The sequence below is a fragment of the Algoriphagus formosus genome, from assembly GCF_002807035.1.
GTDB lineage: Bacteria > Bacteroidota > Bacteroidia > Cytophagales > Cyclobacteriaceae > Algoriphagus > Algoriphagus formosus.
Genome location: NZ_NIUC01000003.1, coordinates 341,963 through 366,720, shown reverse-complemented (window position 1 = coordinate 366,720; position 24,758 = coordinate 341,963). Strand labels below are relative to the sequence as shown.

The following is a 24,758-nucleotide window of genomic DNA, read 5'->3' as shown; positions in this document are numbered from 1 at the left end:
TTGAGATTAAAAATAAACCCTGAAAAATTTTGAGCAACTCATAGCAATTAGCAAAATGATTCGGCTTTCTTTAAATGAAACGGAATCAAATCAGAATTGCCATGAACTCTAAAAAACTTGAAAACCCTTTCAATCAGCTCCAAAATCTCAAGAATCATCTCCAAAGCACCTTTCCTCACATGCATCCCGCAATTGATGCAATCATCCCAGCCTTGAGCGCATGGTATGGTGTGGAAAGTCATCTAAGTAGACCCATAGTAATCAATCTATGGGGATTGACCGGAGTAGGAAAAACAAGACTGGTTCGTGAGATTATAAATTTCTTGCAGCTTCAGGACATCTTTTTTGAAATAGACAGCGATGCTCGAAATCTTCAAAAACTCTCCCAAAAAATTGAGCATTTGTCTTATCTGAATTCTCCTTTGCAAGCAGTCTTTCTAATAGATAATTTTCAGGATTTAATCTATTCACCGGAATCAAATCATCCTTTCAACGAATCAAAGAAACTCTGGAAGCTAATCGGTGAAGGTGTATTGGAAAAAGAAAGATCCCCTATCGGGTCCGAAAAAATTCTTGAGATCTATCGTGAATTTTCAGGTTGGATCAATAAAGGACTTAAAGTAAAAGAGGGCTTGGTTTCAGAAGATTTTGTAGAATTCTTTAAGGAGAGAGGAATTCCATTAACAATGCCCAAAAGGCGAAGCATTCACGAACAGGATTTAGTAGAAAATGAGTCCAATCTTTTTGTCTTCAACCGATATGAAGCGAAGGTGATTTATCAGTCCCAACTTCATGAATTTGGCACCTACAAGGATCTGATAGAGCACATCAAAACCGTAGATGAAATCGGATTGATGGAGTTTTTGGATGCTTTGGTAAAGAAAGCCTTTGAGCCTGAGCGAATAGATGTATCCAATTCTGTATTCTTCATACTTGGAAATTTGAAGGGCTTATTTCCATTTGAAAATGACATTTCCTTTTCACTTGATCCTGATGCATTCTATTTATCCTCTCTAAAAGTTGGGCCAGAAAAAATAAAAAAAATCCTTATGCAGAACTTGGAAATCGAGAAGCTTTCGAGATTAGGAAGTAACCATATTTTGATTCCTTGCCTCTCCAGGAGGGCATTTAGTCTAATCATAGAAAAGGAACTCCAAAACTTTGCCCAAAACCTCAATACTGAGTATGGAGTAAGGACTTCGTTTGAAGATAGCGTTCGCCAATTACTTTTCATGGAAGGCGTTGTACCAGCTTCGGGAGCTTGGTCTATCTTATCAGCATTCCAAAGGATCATGGTTGGTAGCATCCCTTTCATTGAATCTTCTCTTACCATGGTCAGAGACGTTGACCAGATTGAGGTGGCTTTCGATGGATATGTCTTGGAAGTACAATTTTTCAAGAGAGGAAAAAGAGTTTTTAGAGCATTCAATCCTTTGGAATTAAATGTGATCTCTAAACTTGAAATGAACCCAACTGATGTCCAAGCCTCAACAGCCCTTCATGAAGCCGGGCATGCTGTGGTTTATTGTGCAGTATTTGGTGAAATCCCTTCCAAAGTCCAATCTGTAAGCAACGAAGGAGAAAAGCTCGGAAACCTCCAAAGTGGGTTCTCTTTTGATTTCATGAATCGTGATCGATTAAAAAAACTAACAATGACCTATCTGGGTGGCTATATCGCAGAGAAGGTAATTCTTGGAGAAGATGGTATCCAAGAGGGTTCCAAAACAGATTTGGCTTCAGCGAGCCATGAAGTTCTTACTTTTTTCAAGGAGTACGGTTTTGGTGGCTCTCCCCTATTCTATGGCCATAAAGAACAACTCTCTATATATCACTTTCCGGTTACAGAGGATATTTATCAGAAAGCTACTTCATTCATCGAAGAATCAGCAAGAAACACAGAAAAGATCTTGTTGGAACAAGAAAGCCTTCTGCTTCAAATGACCAAGACCCTTATGGAAAAACCAATTCTGGAGCGAGAAGAGTTATCAGAGATTGTGAAAAAATATGGTTCACAAACTCTGATTCAAAAATTGGGCAGTAGTGAGAAGGGTGTGAGGGAAATCTTGTTAGAGAAAATTAACTCTATAGGAAATTAGTACCAATCGTAATTTTCCGATTGGTAAGGTCAGGGCTTCGTGAAAATTTTCAGATAGTAAGCGGTACCTGAGAGGATGATGGAAAACCTCTCATGAGACTGAAGTTTGGAATTAGATACTGAGGAATAATTTTTATAACGACAAAAAGTGACACCTAAGATTAGACCTTTGCACTATCGTTTCACTTAAACCTTAATTCATGAATGAAAAAAGATCAAAAAAAACATCTACTTGCTCTTGGATCATATGGATCATCTTTCTTCTCCTCTTACGCAAAAGACCTTAAGCTTGACTCCTTCACGGTCATCAATGATATCGATCCAAATGAAGATGAGGTGCCTTATAAATATATCTTTTTCCCTGAGAAAAAATTATTCTCCAACATCACTGCTCGGAAAAAAATGCCAGAAAGACTAAAGGAAATTCTGACAACTCTGGATGGGGATATATTCTGTATTGCTGCTTTAGGGTTTGGAAGTGGGAATGGGCTTTACGAAGCAATTGGTCAGTTTGTAAAAACACTTGAAAATCCTGAGAAAATTAAATTTATTAGCCTCCGGCCACCTGAAAAGGAAGGTAGATATCCAGTTGAAGTAGCCGAACGAGTAGTGTTAGGGCTTACTGACTTAAACCAACGGTCAATTTCTTTAGAGGATCTGAAAATTGGATATGGATTGTGCACATCTGAAGAATATTTTTTGCTAGGAGATCATTGGGTTCTAAAGCAAATCGGATAATCAAAAAATTAACATCAACGCTTTAAATACTAAACTTAAAAAAATGGAAACTTTAAGCATTGCCAAATCAAAGTTTTTAAACAAATACAACCCAACAGAATCGATTGAAAAGGCTCAATCGCTAGCGATTAGTGCTGCACTTCAACACAACTCCCTTTATGAACCAAATACCTCTTTTAGCCAAAAGAAAATTATCAGGTCAACACTTGCCGGTAAACTTATGGACATTTCTACGAAGTATATCAGTTCGGTAAGTGAAGAAACCTATTACAATGATATAATTGAATTGAAAGACTTCATGAATCAGAAATATTCTGACCATTTTTTAAAGAGTGCTCATCCGAAATATGGATATGATCCAGGTTTTAGAATCTCCCACTCCCAAAAAAGTCTTTCAGTTTTTCTTAAACATCTTTGGTGCATTGGAAAAATCGAAGAACCGCCACAATGTCCTGTAGATAGAATAATCCTAACGTCAATTGGTCAAAAGAGTAAAAACGCTGCGTGGGGATATGTTAACTCCATTGAAGAGCATGCGACGAAAGTTAACTTCATAAAAGAATTTATAAAAAACACTAAAAACCCCAAGATGTCTTTAGCTAAATGGGAGTTAATTCAATTTTCAAATGGATCATTTTAAAGATTGAAATATTTGAAAAGTGCTGGAAGGTAAGGGCTAAAAATCATATTTGGATTGCCCTCACCTGCTGGCCAGTTTTTATCGTCATATGAACTTTTTTCAAACTTTTTATCATCCTCTAATCTTAAAAAATGATTCCAAACTGCTTCGAAAAATTTTGGATCTACAGTATAGGAGTTGCCATTTGAAGTTGTGATTTTTATATTCTCTTCGTTGATGGAAAAAGTAATTTTACTTCTTCCTCCTAAAGTGGGAATAGTCAAAAATTCTAATTTTTTGTGTTCAAGTTCTTGTTTTAACAGAGTAATTAATTCTTGAAAGGACATATTTTGGGCTTCTTAATTTGAAATAATTAATCTTCAATATTAATTAAAATATCATTTAAAATACCCTCACACCTCTTCCTAATCCCTTCAGGCTCCAAAACCCTTACCTGATCTCCATAGGATAATATTTCCGATATAAGTTCGTGGTTGATTTTCAGTCGAAGCTCGATAATCAACCCATTTTCATCATCCTGAATAACTTTCTGACTTGAATGAATGGGTAAGGATTTAATATAATGTCCCTGCTCTTTGGAGAATTGAAGTTTGATAGTCTCTACTGGTATTGAGGAATCATTTAAAATCCCAAATACATTCTGGTAGTAATCTTTAAGATTTAAACCATCAGGCTTTTCAAATTTTTTAGATGTAATTGTCAAATGATGAATTCGGTCTAATCCATAATTCCTCAATTCTCCCTTTTCATTTAACCCAATAAGGTACCATGCATACTTCACCTCTTTCAGTGCTAAAGGAGAAATCTCTCGATAATCTGAAGTTTCAAGCCAGTTTCTGAAGTGCTTAAATCTAACCTTTAATCCTTTCCTGATTGCTTCTACAAATGAAGAAAGGTGTTCAGTACCTTTGGCTTTCCTTTCATCAAAGAATACAATCTGATCTAAGTCAGACGCTAAATCAAAGGCATTGATAATATCCCAAGATTCCAATAAATGCATTCTTATTGGAGTAGATTCTTCTTCATTAATCTGATATTTTTTCAAACTTTTATTGAATACGATATCAATACCATATACCTCTCGGATTGAATTCAAATCCCTTTGGAAAGTCCTGATCGAGTACCCCTCTTGGACCCCAAAGGTATTTAGGCTGTTCTTCATTTTATCAGAAATAAAATCCCAAGTAAATCCTCCCATTCTTGCATGGTTGAGAATAACTGAGACCCGGTACATTTTATCCTTGAGCTTCATTTTTATTAAAATTTCCTAAGAATAAATGTTTTCTGATTGGTACCAAAATGAAAACGTCATATTCTGACGCTTAAAAATGTATTTTTGAAATGGTGAGACGAAAGGATTTCAAAAAAACAAAAAAAGGAATCTGCTGTCCCATTGATCGAATTTAATCAGTAACCAACCCAACAAAATACCATGTCTACTCAAGAAATTTTTATCGACGAGTTCAAACTATTTGACACGCTTTTATTGGTAACACACTCCCTTGATGAAGAGCTACAGAATTTAAATGAAACGGGAATTTTCTTCGTGCCGGAGCTATATTTTGTCTTTGAGGTAGGAAAAGCACTTTACAAAAAAAGGAAAGAGATTTTCGGATTAGAATCAATCAAGTGGGTAAGAGAAAAAGACTTGGGGAACGGAGGTCCGAGTGACTTGGTATTTGAAACGGAATCTGATCAAGTGGTTTTTGAATTCAAAATCGCGAATACCTATAATTCTTATCTATCAGATATTAAGAAGCTAGAATCACTCAAAAAACCAAACCGAAGGAGTTATCTCTATTTCGTGGCTTTGATCGATTCATTTCGGGGAAAATCAGACCCACGTGTAGAAGAGGTTCATAAGGGATCAGGTTATAGACCCATTTATGATGTGTCATTTCCAAGCAACTATTCTGGCTATCAATCTGAAATAGACTGTAGGGCGGTACTATACTCAATTTGAAATCATGAAAAAAGATACGCAAAGAAGGCACATTGATCATATATTAAACCATTAATTCTTTTTAAAATTTAGCCCATGAAAGTTCTTTCAAAATCACGCTTTAAAGTCGGCTTGGAGTGTCCGAATAAACTTTATTACCATTATCACAAGGATATCTACCCTAGTAACAAAAACGACGACAGTTTCTTAGAATCACTTGCACAAGGAGGTTTTCAAGTTGAGGAGCTTGCAAGAATGCATTATCCTGAAGGGATTTTAATTGACAATCCTCACTATGACTATGAGGGAGCCGCCAATAGAACTGGAGAGTATTTAAAGATGGATAATGTGGTAGTATTCGAGGCTGCCTTTTTATGGAATGATTTGTTTATCAGAACTGATATTCTTGTTAAGAAGGGAAATTCAATTGAACTGATAGAAGTTAAAGCAAAGCTATTTGATCCGAATGATGAATATGTTTTTGTTGGGAGAAGAGGAGGACTTGTAAGTTCTTGGAAACCCTATCTTTTTGATCTTGCCTTTCAAACGTATGTAGTGAAGAATGCCTATCCAGACTTAAATATCACCTCAAGTTTAATGATGGCGGATAAAAATAAAACTGCAACTGTTGATGGATTGAACCAAATGTTCCGAATTCCCAAAAAAGGTGAGGGTGATCAAAGAACTGATATAGTTAAAAAGGTAAATTCTTTAGAAGAAACAGGTGATTCGGTTTTATCAAAGGTTGATCTTCATGAAATTACTTCGAATATTTTAAATGATAAATATGAAGTAATTGAAGGTTATTCCTTTGAAGATTCAATTGACTTTTTGAAAAAAACCTACCAAAGTGGGGAATATCCGAATTGGCCTACAGCATATTCAAAATGCAAAAACTGTGAATTCAGGGCAACTTCCGAACAAATGGAAAACGGACTTAAGTCCGGCTTCTTTGAATGTATGAAACGCCAACATCATTGGAATTCTTTGAGTATTTCGAAGCCAAACATATTTGAAATCTGGAACTTCCGTAGTCGAAACATAGAGACTTTGTTCAATGAAAATCGGCTATTTATGGATCAGTTGTCTGAAGAAGATCTCAATCCTGAATTGAACCCCAATGAAATTTCTTCATCAGAAAGAAGATGGATTCAAGTCGAAAAAGCAGTAAGTGAAGACAATAGCATACATTTTTTAAAGGATGAATTATTCTCGGAAATGGAGAGTTGGCGATTTCCATTACACTTTATTGATTTTGAAACCAGTGCGGTTGCTTTACCTTTCACAAAAGGAAGAAGACCCTATGAGCAAGTAGCATTTCAATTTTCTCATCATACTGTCGATGAAAATGGAAGTATCAAACACCAAACTGAGTTTTTGAATGCCAGTCCTGGACTATTCCCAAATTTTGAATTTGCTAGGTCTTTAAAAAAGGCATTAATTAATGACAATGGTAGCGTTTTTAGGTTTGCAAGTCACGAAAACACGATTTTAAATGTAATTATCAGCCAGCTTGAAGAGAGTGAAGAATCCGATAAATATGAACTTATTGAGTTTCTGAAACATATTTCCAGCTCTTCAAATAACAGCCACGACCAGTGGGAAGGAGAAAGAGATATGATTGATTTAAGAAAAGTTATCATGAAGTTTTACTACAACCCATACACTAAAGGTTCTAACTCCATCAAATACCTTCTCCCTGCGGCAATTAAATCAAGTGATTTTCTAAAAGAAAAATATTCTCAACCCATTCAAAATATAGGACTAAGCAGTAAAAACTTTAGTGAAGACCATATTTGGTTTCGGCCAGAAACAGATGAAGGGTTAAACCCCTACGTAACACTTCCTCCCCTATTTGAGGAATGGGACGAGGAAAAGATTGGAGAGAATATTTCTGGTCTTGAAAGCATTGCTGATGGAGGTATGGCATTAACTGCCTACGCAAAGTTGCAATATGTGGATATGTCTACCGCCGAGCGTGAAGAACTAGAATCAGGTCTAAAAAAATATTGTGAATTGGATACTTTAGCAATGGTAATGATTTACGAACACCTGAAAGAAATTACCCATTAAACTCCTAGTCCTATTGAAAAATTAAAGATCACAAATCGTAAATTTCCAATAACTCCTTTATTCTAAGAATCGGAAGACATTTTAGTCCCAGCTGCAGCTATTGTCAAGAGGGGGAGCTTCAGAAAAGCCTTCAGATATACTTCTGAGGGCTTTTTTTTTGATCTCTGTAGAAGGGTAAGATGGGAAGGTGTCAAATTGTTCACCCTATTGCAACCCACTTTTTCATGAAATGAGTTGCTAATGAGTTGCCAAAAATTCAGTACGCAAAGGCCTAACGCAATCACGTTGTGGCTACAATTCAACTTACATTAAAATCAAGATCAAGAAGGGATGGAACATTCCCTCTAGTCTTCAGAATAAGACACAACCGTCAGTATTTTGATATCCCCACCAATAAATCGATTCCATCATCAAAATTTGACAGCAAAAGAGGTAAGGTGATTGGAAACAAAGAGTTACAGTTTCATTTAGAAGAAATGATGGAGCTTTTTAAAAGGAAAGTTTAGGGGATTACAGCTCCATCCAACTTAAAAATGAACAATCTTTAAAACTGAGGAAAAATCAGTGAATGGACCAATCGTTTACCGAATTTTTTTAGAGTTCACCGATCCTTTTTTAATCAACCCCGGATTTGCCATTTATAAGGGGCAGGGAATCGAACTTAATGGAGATTATTTAATTCCCATTTCCCGGTCCTATAAAGAATTGACCAGGAAATAATTTATTAAAAACCACGCTGAATAAATCGAGAGCTACGAATTGACGTGGTTATTTGAGCAAGGCTAAGCCTTCCTTTGCGGAAGAATCTCCTGGATTATAAAGTAAAACTTTTTGGAAAAGGACGATCGCTTCCCGGCTTTTTTGCAATTGGAGTTTGTTCCATGCCAGCAGCAAAAGCCCATCGTATCCAAAGGGATAAAGATTGACTACCTTTTCAAGATACGGATCGGCCTTATCAAAATTTCCCCGATTGTAATAAATCAAACCCAGCCGGTAATTTACCAAGGAATTTTGTGGATCGATTTGCAGGATCTTTTGGTAGCTTTCTTCTACTTCGGTCCACAATCCTTGGACAGAAAGGGGAAGAACCAATCCCAGTTTGGGCTCTACCGCATAGGGTTTTAAACTTACTGCCTTTCGATAGAATTCGATCGATTCATTTAATCGGGACGCTTGATAGTGCAGCCAGCCAAGCCGAAGATTTATTTCATAGGAATCCGCCCGATAATTGTCTTGAAGAACCTGAATAGCTCCCTTAAAATCCCCCGAATTTTCCAGAGAATAGCTTTTTTGGAACGCTTGCTCCAGATTTTCCTGAGCTGAAAGAACTCCAAGAAATCCTATGAAGAAGATTCCGACTAGAAATATCCTTCGGAACGTGGAAAAAGCAATCGGTGATTGTATTGTTAAAACTTCCATGATAGTATAGCGGTTAGGGATTTTTGTTGATATGATTGTTGGTTCTGTTCTTCAGAGAAAGAAAAAGACCGGAAACGGCTGCTATTGGAAAAATGAGTGAAATCCAAAGTCAGTTTCCAGTTGGATTGGGTAAGTAAAATCAGCCTTCCTCCCCAACGCTGATCGATTTGATCTAATCGGTTAAATACGACTGCACCTTGCTTAGTCATGTAATTTTCGAGTTCACCAAATGTACCATATCCTTCAAGCCAAAGAAAACCGGTCAGTTTCACTCCTATTTCCTGATTGAAAATCAAGCGATTCGTAGATGGATTTTCTCCAAGTTTTTGGTTTTGAAAACTAAGCACTGAGTAGGTATAAAAATTCAAATTCCCCATGGGAAAAAGGGTGACTTGAAGGTCTGACTGCAACTGCTTTCCTCCATTGATTTCGCCCAAATAAAGTGTCGAACCGATATCTAGGAAATGCAAATTTTTTGAAATCCCCCCAAAAGCGACCCAGTCAAATTCTTGTAGCCTTTCGATCTGAATTTCAGTTTGGGGTCCATTCCCAATCGATTGAACACTGGGTGAATCATAGGAAATAAACAGCAATTGACCTCCAAAGGAAAGGTGGTAACCCTTTCCAAAATAATAACTTGCAGAAGCCACATATTGCCAACTGGAGGATTTATTATCCGGTAACTGAAATGAAAGCCCCTCCTCTTGATAATGATAAAATTGGGTTGCTTGTAAAAAGCTAATCCCTTGATATATACTCCAACTTGGGGTTACTTGAAAATCCAATGCCAAAAACCCATAATTATGGAATCGGGGAACAAATTGATATCCACTAATTCCTTGATCTATCGGCCCAACAAAGTCCTCGATCACCTTTTCATCAAGAAAACCAGTGTAATTGTAAGCCAAATCCAATCCTTTTAGACCAGTCAATTTTTCGGTTTGAGTCTGTTTTTTTAATTCAGTAGAAAAACCTTGAGCCAACAAACGTGCCTGTGCTTTCCTTCCGGACCAGAGATAAGCATAGTAGAGATACTCTTCCACATAGGCCTCTTCATGACTTACTTCTCTTGCTTTTTCAAAATGAAGAGTTGCCACCTGATAATTTTGAAGCTCAAAAAAAGCTATCCCCATGCGAACCCGGAGATAATAGAAGTCAATCCCCTGATTGAGCGCTTCAGTTCCAACCCGAATCACCCCATCCCAATCTTTGGCTAGATATAGGGAATATGTTTCCGAATCAACTACGGTAAGGCTTTGCTTTTTCTGGGCTTGGAGTCCCCCAAGAAAACCTAAAAAGATCAATATCACTATCGTCACTCGCTTTCGCATACAGCCTTTATATTTTGGGAACCTCTTTCGAATTCAAAGGAACGGAGGCCCGCTGCATCTATGATAAATTCAAACCGAGAACTTTCCATGTTTTTTCCAAAGGAGGATTTTTGAATATTGCCTTTTAGGGATAGGGCCTTATTGGAAAATCCACGGTTGCTTTCTGGATAGTTTAACTCGTATTCAGCTCGTAAATACTCATGGAACGGCGCCAAAAAGTCCTGAAGAAAGATACTTCTAGGATTGAAAATTTGATTGATGGGAAAGGTGTCGTTCAATTTTAATCCTGGAGTAAATCCAAAGCTGATTTTATAAGCAGATAGGTAAAATAGGTATAAGATAGATTTTCTTTTGCCTTCAAAATGTGTAAAGTGGAGCATCAAATCATCCACCTTGAAGTAGGCCTTAGAATTGGTTTTTTCACAATAGAGGTACTTATTCAGAAAATAATCCCGCTTGACTTCCCAGACTTCTTCATTTTCAAAAGTTTTAAGCCGAATAGTCTCCCCAACCACAAATGAGAAAGCTTTTTTCATTTCAGGATGAGGAGTAAGAGAGGACACAAAGGCATCCTTTGGTGGATTGGAAATAGATTGAAGCGATTCCTTCCCCTTGTATCGAACCAACACATCAGAAATGGGGTAATCTAAAGTATTTGAACCAATGTATGGGCTAGCTTGAATCTGAAAATGAAGATGCGGATAGGGTGAATTGCCGGAATTCCCGCATTTTCCTATTACTTGTCCTTTTTCGACCGAATCTCCAGGCTTGACGGGAATGGAGTTTTTTTTCAGGTGGGAAAGCTTTGAATATAAGAACTCCCCGTGTTTGATAATTACCGTGTTTCCCCAATTATCCTCCAGATTTCGGGTACCAATGACATTATCCTCCACATCATTGACTACCTTTTCAACGACACCTTTTGCAGGAGCTAAAATATTTTTATCAAAACAATAGTAATCCGATGGATAATCTCCTTCATTTCGATAGGTCCTACCTTCCTCGTCCTTGATTTCAAAATCCCACGCATGCCGCCAATCATCCTTATGGGTATATTCTCCGTTATGGCCCTGTGTCACCGTCCATTCTCCAAAAAAGGGAAGATAGATTGGTATGGAACTGTTTTTCCCAAACCTTCTCATAAAGTTTGTAAAGCTGTAAAGGTTTTTCTCCGGAGTATTTTGTTGCCAAAAAATAGTACTTAACCCAGCTCGATTATCTACCCGGAATTTCAAAGCGTAAAGGGTGATTAACGTGACTAAATTGAAGGGGAAAGAATGAACCGGCAAGAAAAAAGAATCCAATATCTGCTGTAGCGAAACCGTCATCAGCACAGCCAATGGTATCACCAAGAGAAGTTGTAAGTAACTGTTTCGACTGGGAATAATAAAGAAACCTCCCAAGGCGATAGCTGTCAAAATGTAATTGAACCCAATGTAACTGAAGCTGACTTCAGAAAAGGGAATCCCCAAAACTGAATAAAATAAGTAGCCAATATAAAATCCTAACAAAGAAAGAGTGAAGGCAATTCTTGAATAAATCAGAAGCCCTAAAGCAGCCACTATACCTGCTAAGAGAGTTTGCTGGAAAAAAATCGCTCCCAAAGAAAGAAAATAAGATCTAATCGAATCAGGAATCCCCAAATACTGCACCCATTCATAAAATTCAATCAGGGGTTTTCCACCAAGCGTATAAAGTTCATTCAAAACATAGACTCCCCTTTCGCTCAGTCCAAGGTCGGCAAACAGCCGAGCTGCCAACCGGAACATCCAAAAAATCAGAATAAAGGGAAGACTAAGAAAGGGAAGTCCATATTTACCCAATACTCCTTCCAAAGTCACCGAAAGCAAGACAGATAGGATCCCGGAGAGAAAAATCAAAAAGAAGAGGATAAAACTGGGTTCAAAATAAATCCCCAAACCAACTCCTACCAGCAAGGCATTGAACCCATAAAACCCCTTTCGGATCAAGCTCTCCTCAAAACCTAAAATTTTTGCGGCTATGAGGGCCGAACTCACAGCCAAAAAACCTGAAAGTCCAACAAATACATCAATGAAAGTAACCAGCAATAAAGCAATCCCAAAACCCTTATTATCGGAGAAAAAGACCTGAGCATAGCTATTGGATATTGCTACTCCAAGCCATTCTAGTCGCTTGAAAAGCTGTTTGACTTTCAAAGCCATATTCGAATTGGTTACAAATCAAATTTTTGTAGATGGTCTGGAATCAGCTCTTGGGAATTGAGTGTTTCCAAGTTTTCCCTTTTTCGAATCACATGAGAATTCCCCTCCTTATCCAATAGAATTACTGCTGGCCGGAAGGTGATAAATTGCATCCATTGGGTCATATTGTAAGCTCCAACTCTTCTCACAACAAAGCGATCTCCTTTTTTTAGTAGTGGAAACATCATATTGGAGCGGATTACATCAATATTCATACATAGAGGACCAAAAATGGTCGTATCCTCAGACTGGTCAGATATGGGAGCTACTGGCCGGACATCGTGATCATACCAAAAAGAGGTAAACAGTAGATTGACCCCCGCGTCCAAAATTGTGGCACGTCTTCCATCCGACAATCTCTTTGTAGCCAAAACCGTCCCTGCCAAATATCCAGCATCATCGATCAAAGCCCTTCCTGTTTCCAAAATCAACATAGGCAAATGATCCGGTTTGATATCAGAAGTCATCAAAGCCGAAGTGATTGCCTCCGCAAAATCATCAAAGGAAGGAGCCGTATCTGTTCCAGGATAATAGGCTCCTTTAAGGGTATTTTTAGAAGCAAACCCTCCTCCCATATCTATGTATTGGAGGATATGGCCATATTTCCGTTCCAGTTTCACCGCCAAACTAGCTAATTTGGTTGCAGCGATGCGATAGGCATCGGTACTAAGCATATAGGTACCGATATGCGTATGAAGGCCTACCAAATCCAGTTTTTGGCTGGTCATAATTCTATTGATCGCGTCCCATGCCTCTCCATTTTCAAAATTGAATCCAAAGCGATCCCAAAGTGGATAGATTCCAGTATCTAGATTGACCCGTATGGCAACCTTGGGCCTTTCCTCCATTTCCTTACTGAGATGAATAATCTCATACAATTCATCAAAGTGATCGATATGAATCAGGGATTGGTGTTGAATGGCTATTCTAAGATCTTCCGTGGATTTATCCGGACCATTGAATAAAATCAATTCACCGGGCACACCATTGGCAAGGGCCTTTTGAAACTCAAATCCAGAAACGACTTCTGCCCATGCACCTTCCTGATGGAAAATATTGCAAACTGCGTTCAGGTAATTGGTTTTATAGGACCAGGAAAACTGAACCTTTGGATAGCGGGAGCTAAATGCCCGATAGGCTTCCCGATACGTTTTTCGGATGGTCTGTTCTGAAAGAATAAATAAGGGCGAACCAAATTCCTGAAGCAAGGATTCGATGGATACTCCATCGATATGACTTAAGGGTTCCAAGTGCCTAGGCATTCCATATTTACTCGGAAGCCCGGCGTTTATTCGTTGGATGATGGGACGTTCAAAAGTTAGCTTATTCATGGTCATTGGGTAAAATAGTCTAGAGTTCTCCGGTAGTAGAAAACTTTTCAAATGCCTTCAAATCGCAAATCATATCATAGGAATAGCGGATAAAAAGCTTTCCTACTTCATATTCATCAAATGGCTTCACTTCCTGTCCTAAAGCCAACAGGACCAAAGCCTCAGGTAAATTCTGACCTGAAGCCACCGCTAAGTACACCCATGCTGGCAATCGTGGATTAATTTCAATGAGGTAAAGTTCTTGCTTAGCAGTCCGGATCAATTCCAGCTCCATGCCACCTCTCCAGCGCGTTTGTGAGATCACCCGATCCGTTAATTCCAACATCGCTGAATCCTTCAGGGTAATGCCACCCCAAGCCTTTCCTTTGTCGGTAATGTAGGTTTTTCGCATTGGCACAGCTCCGATGGTATTGCCTTTTCCATCTCCCATCGCCACGACATTGACTTCTGTCCCTCTAATGAACTCTTGGATTACTATGGGGAGCCCCCATTTAGCTGCAATTTTGTTGAAATAAATAGATACCTGCTCACGGTCATAAGCGATGTGGGCGTCATAAAATTTCCCTTTGACAACAACCGGATAATTGAATTTTTCTTCAATTCCTCTCCAATCCTGTAGATTCAAGATAGGCTCACTGTAGGGCACTTTTACTTCATATTTTTTTCCGAACTCGGGCAAATTCGATTTATGTCTTTCTTCAAATTGCTGGAGGGTCGGCAAAAAAACACGAATCCCCATTTCCTTAAGAATTCGCTCAGACTTCATGACTGTAAATAACTCTGAGTCGAAATTGGGGATTAAAACTCCGATATTTTCTTGTTCATGAACATATCTAATTCTATCCAAGAAAGGCTCGACACCATCTGAAGGATAGGGGACTTTATAGGTTTTATCCACTAATTCATGCATGTATATCCCCGGCTCCAAATTTTCATAGGCAAGTCCTATAATTCGTACATCGAGTAATTCAGATTCCTTCAATCCACGAATGACGGGAACTCCCGGACCCGGGCTGTCAATATTGTTCAATCCGGATAGCGCTACGGTGACTTTAATCTTCTCCATCTTGTTCGATTAAATTCATTTGCTTAAGTGTAGCTACAAAATCATAGAAGTAGCGTTCAAAACTCTCTGGGTCAACTTCGTATTTTTCAGAAAGGATCTGTAAAATCTCGGGAAAATCTTTCCCTGCTTGAATCAATTGAACAATCTCCAAACCCGTAGCATTGAGAGAAAAAGAGTCTCCTGCCCCCGCATCAAAGACAAATCCAGACTCGCTAATAGCGACATTACTCTTTAGCTTGAGCATGACTTTTTTAGTTTATAGCACCTTTAACACAAGAAAGTAAGGTAATTAACCAAGAAATAACTATGATAAATATCACATAGATAAAAGATATAAAGGACTGAAAAATCTATCCTTAAAGAGATTTTAAAATGTAAATCAGGGCGGGGCTTTTTTTATTACCATCAGCCTTGCTTTCCTTTCCCCGACCTCGCTTTCCCACAAAATCCTTATTTTTATTCATCTTGTCATTTAAGAATTCTCAAACCCTGATTCGATTATGAAAAAATCACTTTGGTGTATCCTTGCACTCGTTCTCACTTTTACTGTCAATGAAGCCAGTTTCGGACAGACAGTCCTTGACCAAGAAACCATTACCGACCTCAATAAATCCTCCAACTACGTCTTCGGTGTGAAAGACGAGGATGGTCTCAAAAGTGCATTATCGGTTTATGACACCTTTATGGAAAATGGAGTCCAAATCGAAAATTTTGAGATTGTAGTGAAAGGTCCGGTAGTCAGGACAATGGTAAAAGAATCAGAACTAGAGAAGTATTTTGAAAAATACAAAGGAAAGGTCCGGGTAAGCATTTGTAGTATAGCTATGAAAAGGTTGGGTGTACCCAAAGAGCAGCTTTTCCCCGGATTGGATGTGGTAGAGACTTACACCATACGCATTCTCCAGTTACAGGCTTTGGGCTATAATTCGATCTCGTATTGAAAAAACTTCAAAAATAGATAGCACTCGGCAAATAGTTCTTTTATTACAGCCTAATGAAGAGAAAAGAAAAAAAGCCTTCAGAATCATTTCTGAAGGCTTTTTCACTTACAAGCCCTCCAACATCCCCACTAACTTAGCTCTCACTTCTCCCGCAAGCGGCTCAATCTCAGGATTGTCAACCACAGACATCGCAGCGGCGGGGTCCATCATACTTACTTCGTAATCATCCCCTCCCAAACTTCGAATCGTAACATTGCAGGGCAAAAGTGTACTGACATGTGGTTCGGCAGTTAAAACCTTATCGGCAAAAACAGGATTGCAAGCGCCCAGAATCAAAAATGGCGGATAGTCCTTATCCAATTTCTTTTTCATCGTGGCCTGAATATCGATTTCGGTCAAGATACCGAAACCCACTTCCTTGAGTCCAGCCTCGACCTTGCTACGAAGGCTTGCCAAATCTTTTGATTTTAGAGTTTTGGATTGATAATAGTTCATGTCTTAAGGGTTAGATTGTTGTCTTTAATTGAAAATCTGAATTCAATTGTTAAGCTAATCAGATAAGTCTTAAATTACAGTAACTTCCATTACATAGCATCTTGTCAGCTCCATACTTTACCACAATCAAGAACTTCTCCTTCTCCCCATTTTTCTCCAATTCTTAATCCTCATGTTGTATCTTGCAGACATTCTAAGCAAATCATTTCTTTCATCCCAAAATCCCAATATCCTTGAAGCCTACTTACCTGATCCAGCAAGCCACCCTAGTCAACGAAGGCAAGACATTTGTCGCTGATGTCTTGATCGAAAATGAAAAAATCCAAAAAATCGGCTCGATTCCAGCCCAAGAAGGCTACCAGCTGATTGATGGAAAAGGGAAACTCCTATTGCCAGGAGTGATCGATGGGCAGGTTCACTTCCGGGATCCGGGACTTACTCATAAGGCTGATTTACACAGTGAAAGCAAGGCCGCAGTAGCCGGTGGCGTGACCTCTTTTATCGATATGCCCAATACCCGACCGAATACCCTCACGCTTGAGCTACTGGAGGAGAAGTATCAAATCGCTTCTCAAAAGTCAGTGGCCAATTATGGTTTTCTTTTGGGAGTGAATGCCGAAAACCTAGACGAGGTAATCACTTGGGATACCAAAAAGCTTTTGGCCATTACCGATGATGGGCTTTACTTTTCCGGAAAAGGAAATATTCTGGCAGACCGCCCGGATATGCTCGAAAAAATATTTGCTGCCAACAAAGGAATTCTAGCCATTCACTCAGAAAAAGAGGAAATCGTCGAAAAGAACGAGGAGGCCTACCGTGAGAAATATGGGGATGATGTTCCGGTGAAGTTTCACCCACTGATCCGAAGCGAGCAAGCTTGCTACGAAGCCACAGAGAGAGCTATTTCTTTAGCTAAAAAACATGATGCCAAGCTTCATATTCTCCACCTGAGCACCGCCAAAGAAACCAGTCTTTTTCGAAATGATATACCGCTAGAAAATAAAAAAATCACAACCGAGGTATCTGTTCACCACCTTTGGTTTACCGATGCGGATTACGAAGAAAAAGGAACCCTGATCAAGTGGAATCCCGCTATTAAAACCCAAAAAGATGCGGATGGATTACTTCAGGCCCTGATAGATGATCGCATTGACTTGATCACCACCGATCACGCCCCTCACGCTTTAGAAGAAAAGCTGAAGCCTTATTTCCAATCCATGTCAGGAGCTCCTTTGGTACAGCATTCATTGGCTTGTATGCTCGAATTTTTCAAGAAAGGGAAAATCAGTCTGGAGAAAATCGTGGAGAAAATGTGCCACAATCCAGCAATTCTCTATAAAATCAAGCAAAGGGGTTACATCCGGGAGGGCTATTTCGCAGATTTGGTCTTGGTGAATATGGATAGCCCTTGGACTGTGAGTAAAGAGAATATACTGTACAAGTGTGGCTGGTCACCTTTGGAAGGCACCCAATTTCAGACTCAAGTAGAAAAGACCTTTGTCAACGGAAACCTAGTTTTCGATCAGGGTAATTTTCAAGAAGACTCAAGAGGAAAAGCGCTGGAAGTTGAATGGGAAAAGAAGGAGTAAAAGCCCTTTTTGAAGGTCGCAAACTAGTCATCGCTACCAAGCATCGAAAAGAAGAAGCCTTAGGGCCGATTTTGGAAAAGGAACTGGGAGTAGAAATTCTAATTCCTGAAGGCTTGGACACGGATTTGCTGGGAACCTTTTCCGGAGAAATCGAACGAAAAGAGAACCCTATCACCACGGCAGAGCGGAAATGTGAATGGGCTATGAAAATCACCGGTATGGACTTAGCATTGGCCAGCGAAGGTTCATTTGGAGCTCATCCAGCAGCTTTTTTTCTTCCCGCAGATGAAGAACACCTGCTGCTGATTGACAAAAAGCTGGGTTTAAAAATTCATGCACGTCAACTCAGTACCGAAACCAATTTTAACACTCAGGAATTTGAATCGGAGGAAGAACTACGGGAATTTGCCGAGAAAGCCCTTTTTCCCAGTCATGGACTGATTTTGAAAGGAGGAAAAGATGAAATTTTTAAAGGAATTGTCGATTGGAAAGCGCTAAAGGAAAAGGCTCAAGGACTCCTCAATCATTATGGCAAGGCTACTGTGGAAACTGATATGCGGGCCCTCTTTAATCCCAGCAGAATGAAAGTAATTGAGGAAACTGCTGTCCAATTAATCAAGCAAATCAACTCCTGCTGTCCTGCCTGTAGCAAGCCTGGTTTTTGGGTCAGGGAGCGAGAGTCCGGCCTCCCCTGCTCTTGGTGTGGTTCGCCTACGGAATCTACCCTAGCCCATCGCTATATCTGCGACCATTGTCAGCATGTGGAGCGAAGACTTTTTCCGAATGGAAAGAAAGAAGAAGATCCCATGTATTGCAATAGATGCAACCCATAATTATCCTTAGAAATTCTCATAAAAAAATTGAAATGCGTGATTAAAATCACCTTTTGAGTCAGAAAGAGGGAACAAATTTGTAGTCTAATGGCGAAGGCTATCACCCATATTCTACTCATTTCGCTGGTCCTGCTAAATGGAATGGGCTATACGCTTATTCAGGCGCATTTTTATTGGGACCGGGAGGAGATTACAGCCTTGTATTGTATCAATAAGGATAAGCCTGAAATGGAATGTGATGGAAAATGTGAGCTTTCCAAGAGGCTTTCCGAGGCAAAGGACTTGCCTGCCAATTCAGAGGAAATCACCCTAGAAGAACTTCAGCTCAATTTCATCTCACAAAATTTGATAGAGCTCCCCGACCGCAAAATCATTCACATTTTAGAGAATAAGCTAAAAAGTAGCGTGGAATTATACCAGCATATTAATTCGGAGGACTTTTTTCACCCACCTCAAGGCTAAGTTTTCCTATTTCATTTTTCACCCATTCACCCTTCATTTCTATGAATTGAAGCATGGGATTCTATTATCAAAATACTTAGTCTAATGAAAACTCATTTGATTCAACTATCGGGCATACTCAGTATGCTCCTAATTACCTCATTTGCCTTTGGGCAACAAAAAATTAATTTCCAACTCCTTGACTCAGATCAGCAGTCTCCTATCGTAGGGGTCAGCTACAGCTATGGCTCCCAATCGGGAATCAGTGACGCAGAAGGAAGGCTTTCTTTGACATGGGAAGAAAAAACCATTCTTTATCTAAATCATGTAAGCTATGGAAGGTGGTTTCTAAGCCCTGAAAAGGTACAGGAAGCAGCAAAAACCGGATTTTCTTACCGAAAAGAAACAACGATAGGATTACAACCGGTTTCTGTCATTTCCATAAAAATGACCGATGAAAAAGATAAAAAGATTGTGCTTTCTGATCAGGAAAGATTACACCATGATGCGGGCGCGATCCTGATGCTCAATCCAGTTGTCTCGGGTATCCGAAAGGGTAGTAATTTCGCCTTTGACCCGGTGATGCGAGGCTTCAAATACGATCAGCTTAATATCGTAATCAATGGTATTCAGACAGCCAATGCCGCTTGCCCCAACCGGATGGATCCACCGACCTCTCAGGTTGCCTTAAACCGCATCCAGCAGGTCGAAATCCTGAAAGGTCCGCATGCTTTACGCTACGGAATAGGCCTAGGTGGCACTATCAATTACATCCCGGAAAAGCCAAATTTCGGATCCAATCCCGGAACCTATGGCCAAATTTCCTCCCTCTATGAATCCAATGGCAATATCTGGCGAAATGAAGGCCGTGTTGGCTTCCAAGGTTCTAATTATGATATTGGAGTTTTAGGAAGTTACTCCTCAGGCTCAGATTATCAGGCTGGAAACGGGGAAATGATACCGGGCAATTTCAAGCGGGGAACCGTAGGTATTTATGGGGATTTGCAGGTAAGTAAGCGTGATTTGCTTCAGGTATCTCTAAATAGAAATTTTGCACGGGATGTGGATTTTCCATCCTTGGCGATGGATCTTCGCACTGATGATACTTGGATGGGAAGTATCTTTCATACCCGCACCATGGAAGGTCAAAAACTAGTTTCCTGGACTAATTCCGCCTACTTTACCCGGGTCGATCACTTGATGGATAATCTTCTCCGTGATCTAAATCCCCGAATGGTCAATGCCTCCACTCCTGCCATTACCCAAAATTGGGGGCTTCGAACAGAAGGAACTTGGACTTTTGAACAAGGAAAGCTTTATGCTGGAATTGATCACCGATCGGAATCTGCAGAGGGAAGTCGTACCCGCGAAATGCTGATGGGCCCAATGGCAGGAAGAGTGTTCACGGACAATGTCTGGCAAGACTCGAATATTCAGAAAACCGGGCTATTTGCCAATTACATATTCACCCTAGGATCCTCTACACTCAATGCTTCTACCCGATTGGAAGTTAACCAAGCACAAGCCTTGGACCCTGCCGAGGAATTTATCCAACTGAATCCAGATACTAAAAACACCCAAATCAATCCAGGAATCAGTTTGGGTTGGCAACATAGCTTGGGAAAAGCTTGGTCTTTGGGCATTTGGGCAGCTAGTGTGCAGCGAAGTGGAAGCCTTCTGGAGCGCTACATTAATTTTCTACCTGTGGGACTGGATCCCTGGGAAATGGTCGGTGACCCTCAGATCAATCCTGAAACAAATAATCAGATTGACTTGGTGGTAGGTTTTGAAAAAGAGAAAGTCTTTGCAGAAGTGACCTTATTCGGTTCCTACTTGACTAATTACATTTCCTCTGTCAAAACAGATCTAAATCCACGTCTTCCAAGCAGTCCTGGCGTTCGTCGTTTCGTTAATTTGGATGAAGCTTTAAAAGCTGGGGTTGAGGTATCATTTAGACACCAAATCATTCCCAATCTATCCCATTCCTTGGATCTAGCCTATACCTATGGCGAGGATTTGGGTCTAGATGCTCCGCTTCCCGAGATCGCTCCCTTGGATGTAAGATATCGGATGATGGGACAGTTTGTAGAGGGAAAATTGCAGACAGGATTAAATTTCCGTTTCGTCAGTCAGCAAAATCGAGTATCTGAAGTATTTGGAGAAGGAAAAACACCCGGATTCAATTTGATAGACTGGGATATCAGCTATCCGCTATTCTCTAATCTGCTTCTCAAAGGAGGAATTCAAAATATCCTTGATGAGACTTACTATGAACATTTGACTCGACCCATTGGAATGAATAAAACTCCCATGTATTCACCAGGAAGAAATTTCTTCTTGATGCTAAGCTTTAAGTTTCCTTAAATAGAAATAAACAGGTCTTTAAAAATAAAAAAGCCGCTTGGGTTCTTTCACTCGAACCCAGCGGCTTTTTCAATTTACATATAATCGATCCTGCCTGCAACGGGCGGGGATTCCATACCGACCTTCGGTACGGGATAGGCTATGACCTTCAAGAAAAAATTATAAGCATATGAAAATACTTTAAAGCCTAACCGATAATCCAGCATTCAAGAGTCCTCTGAATCCAAAACCTGCCTCTGCGAATAAAGCGATATTATTTCCGAAACGAATTCCGATGGGCGTAATTTGATACGCAAAAGCTACTCCCTGTTCAGACTCATTGCCACGTTCTGCCGAAAGAAAAGAGCCTCCTGCAGCTAACGAACCATAAAGAGAATAGGCCTCCTTATTCACATAGCGGAGATCAACTCTTGGCATGACCGTAATAAAACGATCCTTAGAAGTAATATTGGCTTGTGAAGGCGACTCATAAATAACATCCAATTTTTCGTATCCAAAATCAAGACCAAAAGAAATCCGATTGGAAGGGTTGAATAGTAGTGAAAAGATTAAAGCCCCTCCAGAGGAAATATCTGTCTTCTCATACCCAGCTAATCCTCCGACTATACTATTACTTAAAACAGACCCTATGGCTTGCGCTGAGAGAACGCCATAACCAGCTCGTACCTCAACTTTGGATTCTTGTGCATTGGAATCGAATACGATTACCAACATAATTACGAGACCTAACACTAATTTTTTCATGATTTCAAAGTTTAACGCGCTCCTTGTTGAACGTATAGAATATAATCAAAAACTGGGTAAAAACCTAACTTAAAAGCATTTAAATAATTGAAAATCATATATTTAAAAAGCTATTCTTGCTGAGTTTTTTATTTGAAAAAGTACTCCTGAAGACAAATCATCAAACAGATATCAAATGGTACCGAGTTTTTAATCTCTTCCCTTAAAACTCAATCATGCTTCGACCCTTCCATCACTTTGAAAATATGAAGGATAGCTGGGAAAACCGCATCCATAGATTCGGCAGCTCCCTTAGTAGATCCAGGCAAACCCAAGACCAGGGTATTACCAATCAAGCCGGCTACAGATCGGGAAAGCATGGCATAAGGCGTACGCTGCTGACCATAGTTTCGGATCGCTTCTTCAATCCCCGGCACTCTTCTTTCCAAAATTGATTCCAAGGATTCTGGTGTCACGTCTCTGGGAGATAATCCAGTTCCGCCGGTAAAAATCAACAGGTCAATTCCAGCTTTCGAGGCATCCTTCGCAAGACTTTGAATCTGCTGAGAATCGTCAGGGATCACTGTTTTTTCCAAGACCTTTACCCCATGTTTTTCCAGTCTTTCACGAATCGCCTCCCCAGCTCGGTCCTCTCCTTTTCCTTGGGAAATAGAATCAGAGCAAACCACCACCCGGGCGGAAATATTCCTTTCCGAACTAGGAGTACGGTCAGATTTACCTCCCCTCTTTTCCACGAGCTTGATCTGCTCAATACTAACTCCTTTATCGATCGGCTTGAGCATATCGTACATGGTCAAAGCCACTACGGAAGCAGCATGCATCGCTTCCACCTCTACGCCTGTCTTGTAAATAGTATGGATCTCCACCAAGACTTTGACCTCCATCTCCTCGATTTCATAGCTGACTGAGGTAAACTCGATGGGAAGTGGATGGCAATCAGGAATCATATCGGCAGTACGCTTAGCCGCAAAAAGTCCAGCCACACGAGCACATTCCAAAACGTCGCCTTTCGGAACGGTTCTTTGCTTGATAGCTTGGATGGTTTGAGGTTTACTGACTTTCACGATAGCCTGAGCGATCGCTTTCCGAAGGGTACTGCTTTTATGCGTAATATCGACCATTTATGAGGGATTTGGATGCTCGCAAGATACCATATCCTGAATAAAATCCTTCAAGTGCTCGATCTCCACATGATCCATCAGGACGATTTTGTACCATTGATTAGACTCATCATGGGTCTGTGGCACGAGATTGTATTTGTGGGCAAGTTCCTCGGGAACGCATTCAGACCTGATGGTGACGATATTCATCTCGGGCTCGCGGAAATAAGTTACGCCCAACTGATCGAGCTGCTTACAAAGCCAATTGGTACGCATCTTAATCACTGAGATTTTCTCATACCACTTGTGTGGTCCATAGGTGGTAAGGATTACCCAAACTGCCACGGCATTGGCTCCGGACCGGCTTCCACATAGGGTCAAGTCCATCCCCTCCACATATTGGGCTTCCGAGGTGAGTACATTTTCGATGAGGCCTTTTCGACACACAAAAATCCCCGTTCCATAGGGTGCCTGAAGCATCTTATGTGCGTCTATGGTAATGGAAGTAATGTCAGGATTGGTAAAGTTGATTTGGTTTTCGAAGTCTCCAAAAGGATAAACAAATCCACCGTATGCCCCATCTATATGCAGTCTGAAAGGAAGTTGGTATTCCTTCAAGGCATCTGTGAAAACTGCAGGATCATCCACAGAACCAAACATGGTGGTACCCATATTGGCTACGACGATGAAATATTTTTTTCCCTTTCCAAGTGCTGCTTTAATACTTCCCCGAACAGCTTCAGGACTGACATCCCGAGTCTCGGTATCGACCGGGACTTTCTCCCAATCCAACATCAATAAATTGGCAGATTTGGGAATGGAATAATGGGTGTCCTCAGAGGCCAAAATGATAATCTCATCGACCTTTGCCCCAAACTTTTTCATGAACTCATTTCTATAAATCCAAATTGCCTGAGCATTAGCTTCTGTCCCACCCGGAGAAATGTAACCATCAAATTGATCTTCCTCAATTTTAAATAAATCTACTGCCATCATTTTCAGCACTTCCTGCTCGATGGCCTGCGTCCCTTTGAATGCAAATTCTGAGGTCCCAAAAGTATGGCAACCTATATGATTGGGGTTGGCTATGTAGGTACTTAGAACCGGCATTTCACGAAGAAAAAGAGATTCATTGGTAAATACCTTTTCATCCAAGCGGGATGCAGGGTAACCCAAATTGGCATCTTTTGAAAAGTCTACATTGTCCTTCAAAGCTTGTTGAACCCGATTCAATCGTTGCTCAGCATTCAGCTTTTTCCAATATTTCATTTCAATCATCATGATTCCTACTCTTTTATGCGAAACAAAGTTAGTCCTGCTATTCGGGAATAAAATTGACTTTCATCAGGTTTTGAAAAAGGCTTTCATTCTACAGCCTTAAATCTTCTTCGCAC

The 24,758-nt window shown here is 40.0% G+C and carries 23 protein-coding genes; 11 read left to right on the top strand and 12 right to left on the bottom strand.

Going from position 1 to position 24,758, the window contains the following annotated elements; translation table 11 throughout:
• Positions 1–101: 101 nt before the first annotated feature.
• The 3 genes from CDH51_RS17040 (at position 102) to CDH51_RS17030 (ending at position 3,473) form a co-directional block, all read left to right on the top strand.
• Positions 102–2,096 (top strand): hypothetical protein, encoded by a 1,995-nt coding sequence (locus CDH51_RS17040; RefSeq protein ID WP_157807150.1) that lies wholly within the window; start codon positions 102–104, stop codon positions 2,094–2,096.
• 203 nt (positions 2,097–2,299) lie between these two features.
• Complete coding sequence (locus CDH51_RS17035) at positions 2,300–2,833, top strand: hypothetical protein (protein WP_100629743.1); 534 nt, start codon at positions 2,300–2,302, stop codon at positions 2,831–2,833.
• A 43-nt stretch (positions 2,834–2,876) separates the two neighbouring features.
• Positions 2,877–3,473: a hypothetical protein gene (locus CDH51_RS17030; protein ID WP_100629742.1), complete on the top strand. Its 597-nt coding sequence runs from the start codon at positions 2,877–2,879 to the stop codon at positions 3,471–3,473.
• Here the strand turns inward: CDH51_RS17030 and CDH51_RS17025 are convergent.
• Together CDH51_RS17025 and CDH51_RS17020 are read right to left on the bottom strand one after the other, a co-directional pair.
• Positions 3,470–3,799 (bottom strand): hypothetical protein, encoded by a 330-nt coding sequence (locus CDH51_RS17025; RefSeq protein ID WP_100629741.1) that lies wholly within the window; start codon positions 3,797–3,799, stop codon positions 3,470–3,472. The two genes, CDH51_RS17030 and CDH51_RS17025, sit on opposite strands and share 4 nt — an antisense overlap.
• Positions 3,800–3,825: 26 nt before the next feature.
• On the bottom strand, positions 3,826–4,518 hold the full coding sequence (locus CDH51_RS17020) for a helix-turn-helix transcriptional regulator (RefSeq protein WP_157807149.1): 693 nt from the start codon (positions 4,516–4,518) through the stop codon (positions 3,826–3,828).
• 387 nt (positions 4,519–4,905) lie between these two features.
• On the opposite strand from CDH51_RS17020, the gene CDH51_RS17015 reads away from it, so the two are divergent.
• From CDH51_RS17015 to CDH51_RS20435, 3 genes are all read left to right on the top strand, one after another.
• The gene (locus tag CDH51_RS17015; RefSeq protein ID WP_100629739.1) at positions 4,906–5,436 is read left to right on the top strand and encodes a hypothetical protein; all 531 of its coding nucleotides are present in this window, start codon (positions 4,906–4,908) and stop codon (positions 5,434–5,436) included.
• Between the two features lie 75 nt (positions 5,437–5,511).
• Entirely contained in the window at positions 5,512–7,488 is a 1,977-nt protein-coding gene (locus tag CDH51_RS17010; RefSeq protein ID WP_100629738.1) for a DUF2779 domain-containing protein, read from the top strand.
• A 287-nt stretch (positions 7,489–7,775) separates the two neighbouring features.
• Positions 7,776–7,994 carry an Arm DNA-binding domain-containing protein gene (locus CDH51_RS20435; RefSeq protein WP_157807148.1) on the top strand — a complete coding sequence of 73 codons (219 nt, stop codon included), beginning with the start codon at positions 7,776–7,778 and terminating at the stop codon, positions 7,992–7,994.
• Positions 7,995–8,256: 262 nt separating this feature from the next.
• Here CDH51_RS20435 and CDH51_RS17005 read toward each other — a convergent pair whose 3' ends face one another.
• The 6 genes from CDH51_RS17005 to CDH51_RS16980 are packed head-to-tail and all read right to left on the bottom strand — an operon-like array spanning position 8,257 to position 15,101.
• Positions 8,257–8,907, bottom strand: a complete 651-nt coding sequence (locus CDH51_RS17005) for a tetratricopeptide repeat protein (protein WP_100629737.1) — start codon at positions 8,905–8,907, stop codon at positions 8,257–8,259.
• Positions 8,895–10,238, bottom strand: coding sequence for a tetratricopeptide repeat protein (locus CDH51_RS17000; protein WP_100629736.1), 1,344 nt, complete (start codon positions 10,236–10,238; stop codon positions 8,895–8,897). The genes CDH51_RS17005 and CDH51_RS17000 overlap by 13 nt, the downstream gene beginning before the upstream one ends.
• A complete protein-coding gene (locus CDH51_RS16995; protein ID WP_100629735.1) occupies positions 10,223–12,421 on the bottom strand; it encodes an urea transporter in 2,199 nt (732 codons plus the stop codon). The genes CDH51_RS17000 and CDH51_RS16995 overlap by 16 nt, the downstream gene beginning before the upstream one ends.
• An 11-nt stretch (positions 12,422–12,432) precedes the next feature.
• Positions 12,433–13,791, bottom strand: coding sequence for an alanine racemase (locus CDH51_RS16990; protein ID WP_100629867.1), 1,359 nt, complete (start codon positions 13,789–13,791; stop codon positions 12,433–12,435).
• A gap of 19 nt (positions 13,792–13,810) precedes the next feature.
• Positions 13,811–14,857, bottom strand: a complete 1,047-nt coding sequence (locus CDH51_RS16985; RefSeq protein ID WP_100629734.1) for an ATP-grasp domain-containing protein — start codon at positions 14,855–14,857, stop codon at positions 13,811–13,813.
• A complete protein-coding gene (locus CDH51_RS16980; RefSeq protein ID WP_100629733.1) occupies positions 14,844–15,101 on the bottom strand; it encodes an HPr-rel-A system PqqD family peptide chaperone in 258 nt (85 codons plus the stop codon). The genes CDH51_RS16985 and CDH51_RS16980 overlap by 14 nt, the downstream gene beginning before the upstream one ends.
• A gap of 256 nt (positions 15,102–15,357) precedes the next feature.
• On the opposite strand from CDH51_RS16980, the gene CDH51_RS16975 reads away from it, so the two are divergent.
• Entirely contained in the window at positions 15,358–15,798 is a 441-nt protein-coding gene (locus CDH51_RS16975) for a DsrE family protein (protein WP_100629732.1), read from the top strand.
• A 105-nt stretch (positions 15,799–15,903) separates the two neighbouring features.
• Here CDH51_RS16975 and CDH51_RS16970 read toward each other — a convergent pair whose 3' ends face one another.
• Entirely contained in the window at positions 15,904–16,293 is a 390-nt protein-coding gene (locus tag CDH51_RS16970; protein WP_100629731.1) for a DUF302 domain-containing protein, read from the bottom strand.
• Between the two features lie 233 nt (positions 16,294–16,526).
• Here CDH51_RS16970 and CDH51_RS16965 point away from each other — a divergent pair, with 233 nt between their 5' ends.
• From CDH51_RS16965 to CDH51_RS16950, 4 genes are all read left to right on the top strand, one after another.
• Positions 16,527–17,882, top strand: a complete 1,356-nt coding sequence (locus tag CDH51_RS16965) for a dihydroorotase (RefSeq protein ID WP_100629730.1) — start codon at positions 16,527–16,529, stop codon at positions 17,880–17,882.
• Complete coding sequence (locus CDH51_RS16960; protein WP_100629729.1) at positions 17,864–18,715, top strand: zinc ribbon domain-containing protein; 852 nt, start codon at positions 17,864–17,866, stop codon at positions 18,713–18,715. Before CDH51_RS16965 ends, CDH51_RS16960 begins: the two co-directional genes overlap by 19 nt.
• Positions 18,716–18,802: 87 nt before the next feature.
• Positions 18,803–19,177, top strand: coding sequence for a hypothetical protein (locus CDH51_RS16955; RefSeq protein WP_100629728.1), 375 nt, complete (start codon positions 18,803–18,805; stop codon positions 19,175–19,177).
• A gap of 84 nt (positions 19,178–19,261) precedes the next feature.
• On the top strand, positions 19,262–21,520 hold the full coding sequence (locus tag CDH51_RS16950) for a TonB-dependent receptor domain-containing protein (protein ID WP_100629727.1): 2,259 nt from the start codon (positions 19,262–19,264) through the stop codon (positions 21,518–21,520).
• A gap of 180 nt (positions 21,521–21,700) precedes the next feature.
• Here CDH51_RS16950 and CDH51_RS16945 read toward each other — a convergent pair whose 3' ends face one another.
• The 3 genes from CDH51_RS16945 to CDH51_RS16935 form a co-directional block, all read right to left on the bottom strand.
• Positions 21,701–22,264 (bottom strand): hypothetical protein, encoded by a 564-nt coding sequence (locus CDH51_RS16945; protein ID WP_100629726.1) that lies wholly within the window; start codon positions 22,262–22,264, stop codon positions 21,701–21,703.
• A 209-nt stretch (positions 22,265–22,473) separates the two neighbouring features.
• Positions 22,474–23,385 carry a bifunctional molybdenum cofactor biosynthesis protein MoaC/MoaB gene (gene moaCB / locus CDH51_RS16940; RefSeq protein WP_100629725.1) on the bottom strand — a complete coding sequence of 304 codons (912 nt, stop codon included), beginning with the start codon at positions 23,383–23,385 and terminating at the stop codon, positions 22,474–22,476.
• Complete coding sequence (locus tag CDH51_RS16935) at positions 23,386–24,645, bottom strand: pyridoxal phosphate-dependent decarboxylase family protein (protein ID WP_232724846.1); 1,260 nt, start codon at positions 24,643–24,645, stop codon at positions 23,386–23,388. It abuts the gene before it with no gap.
• Positions 24,646–24,758: the final 113 nt, after the last annotated feature.

Coding starts and splice junctions, on each gene's coding strand:
- CDH51_RS17040 (WP_157807150.1), top strand. CDS start 102: ATGAACTCTAAAAAACTTGAAAACCCTTTCAATCAGCTCCAAAATCTC.
- CDH51_RS17035 (WP_100629743.1), top strand. CDS start 2,300: ATGAAAAAAGATCAAAAAAAACATCTACTTGCTCTTGGATCATATGGA.
- CDH51_RS17030 (WP_100629742.1), top strand. CDS start 2,877: ATGGAAACTTTAAGCATTGCCAAATCAAAGTTTTTAAACAAATACAAC.
- CDH51_RS17025 (WP_100629741.1), bottom strand. CDS start 3,799: ATGTCCTTTCAAGAATTAATTACTCTGTTAAAACAAGAACTTGAACAC.
- CDH51_RS17015 (WP_100629739.1), top strand. CDS start 4,906: ATGTCTACTCAAGAAATTTTTATCGACGAGTTCAAACTATTTGACACG.
- CDH51_RS17010 (WP_100629738.1), top strand. CDS start 5,512: ATGAAAGTTCTTTCAAAATCACGCTTTAAAGTCGGCTTGGAGTGTCCG.
- CDH51_RS17005 (WP_100629737.1), bottom strand. CDS start 8,907: ATGGAAGTTTTAACAATACAATCACCGATTGCTTTTTCCACGTTCCGA.
- CDH51_RS17000 (WP_100629736.1), bottom strand. CDS start 10,238: ATGCGAAAGCGAGTGACGATAGTGATATTGATCTTTTTAGGTTTTCTT.
- CDH51_RS16995 (WP_100629735.1), bottom strand. CDS start 12,421: ATGGCTTTGAAAGTCAAACAGCTTTTCAAGCGACTAGAATGGCTTGGA.
- CDH51_RS16990 (WP_100629867.1), bottom strand. CDS start 13,791: ATGAATAAGCTAACTTTTGAACGTCCCATCATCCAACGAATAAACGCC.
- CDH51_RS16985 (WP_100629734.1), bottom strand. CDS start 14,857: ATGGAGAAGATTAAAGTCACCGTAGCGCTATCCGGATTGAACAATATT.
- CDH51_RS16980 (WP_100629733.1), bottom strand. CDS start 15,101: ATGCTCAAGCTAAAGAGTAATGTCGCTATTAGCGAGTCTGGATTTGTC.
- CDH51_RS16975 (WP_100629732.1), top strand. CDS start 15,358: ATGAAAAAATCACTTTGGTGTATCCTTGCACTCGTTCTCACTTTTACT.
- CDH51_RS16970 (WP_100629731.1), bottom strand. CDS start 16,293: ATGAACTATTATCAATCCAAAACTCTAAAATCAAAAGATTTGGCAAGC.
- CDH51_RS16960 (WP_100629729.1), top strand. CDS start 17,864: ATGGGAAAAGAAGGAGTAAAAGCCCTTTTTGAAGGTCGCAAACTAGTC.
- CDH51_RS16955 (WP_100629728.1), top strand. CDS start 18,803: ATGGCGAAGGCTATCACCCATATTCTACTCATTTCGCTGGTCCTGCTA.
- CDH51_RS16950 (WP_100629727.1), top strand. CDS start 19,262: ATGAAAACTCATTTGATTCAACTATCGGGCATACTCAGTATGCTCCTA.
- CDH51_RS16945 (WP_100629726.1), bottom strand. CDS start 22,264: ATGAAAAAATTAGTGTTAGGTCTCGTAATTATGTTGGTAATCGTATTC.
- moaCB (WP_100629725.1), bottom strand. CDS start 23,385: ATGGTCGATATTACGCATAAAAGCAGTACCCTTCGGAAAGCGATCGCT.
- CDH51_RS16935 (WP_232724846.1), bottom strand. CDS start 24,645: ATGATGATTGAAATGAAATATTGGAAAAAGCTGAATGCTGAGCAACGA.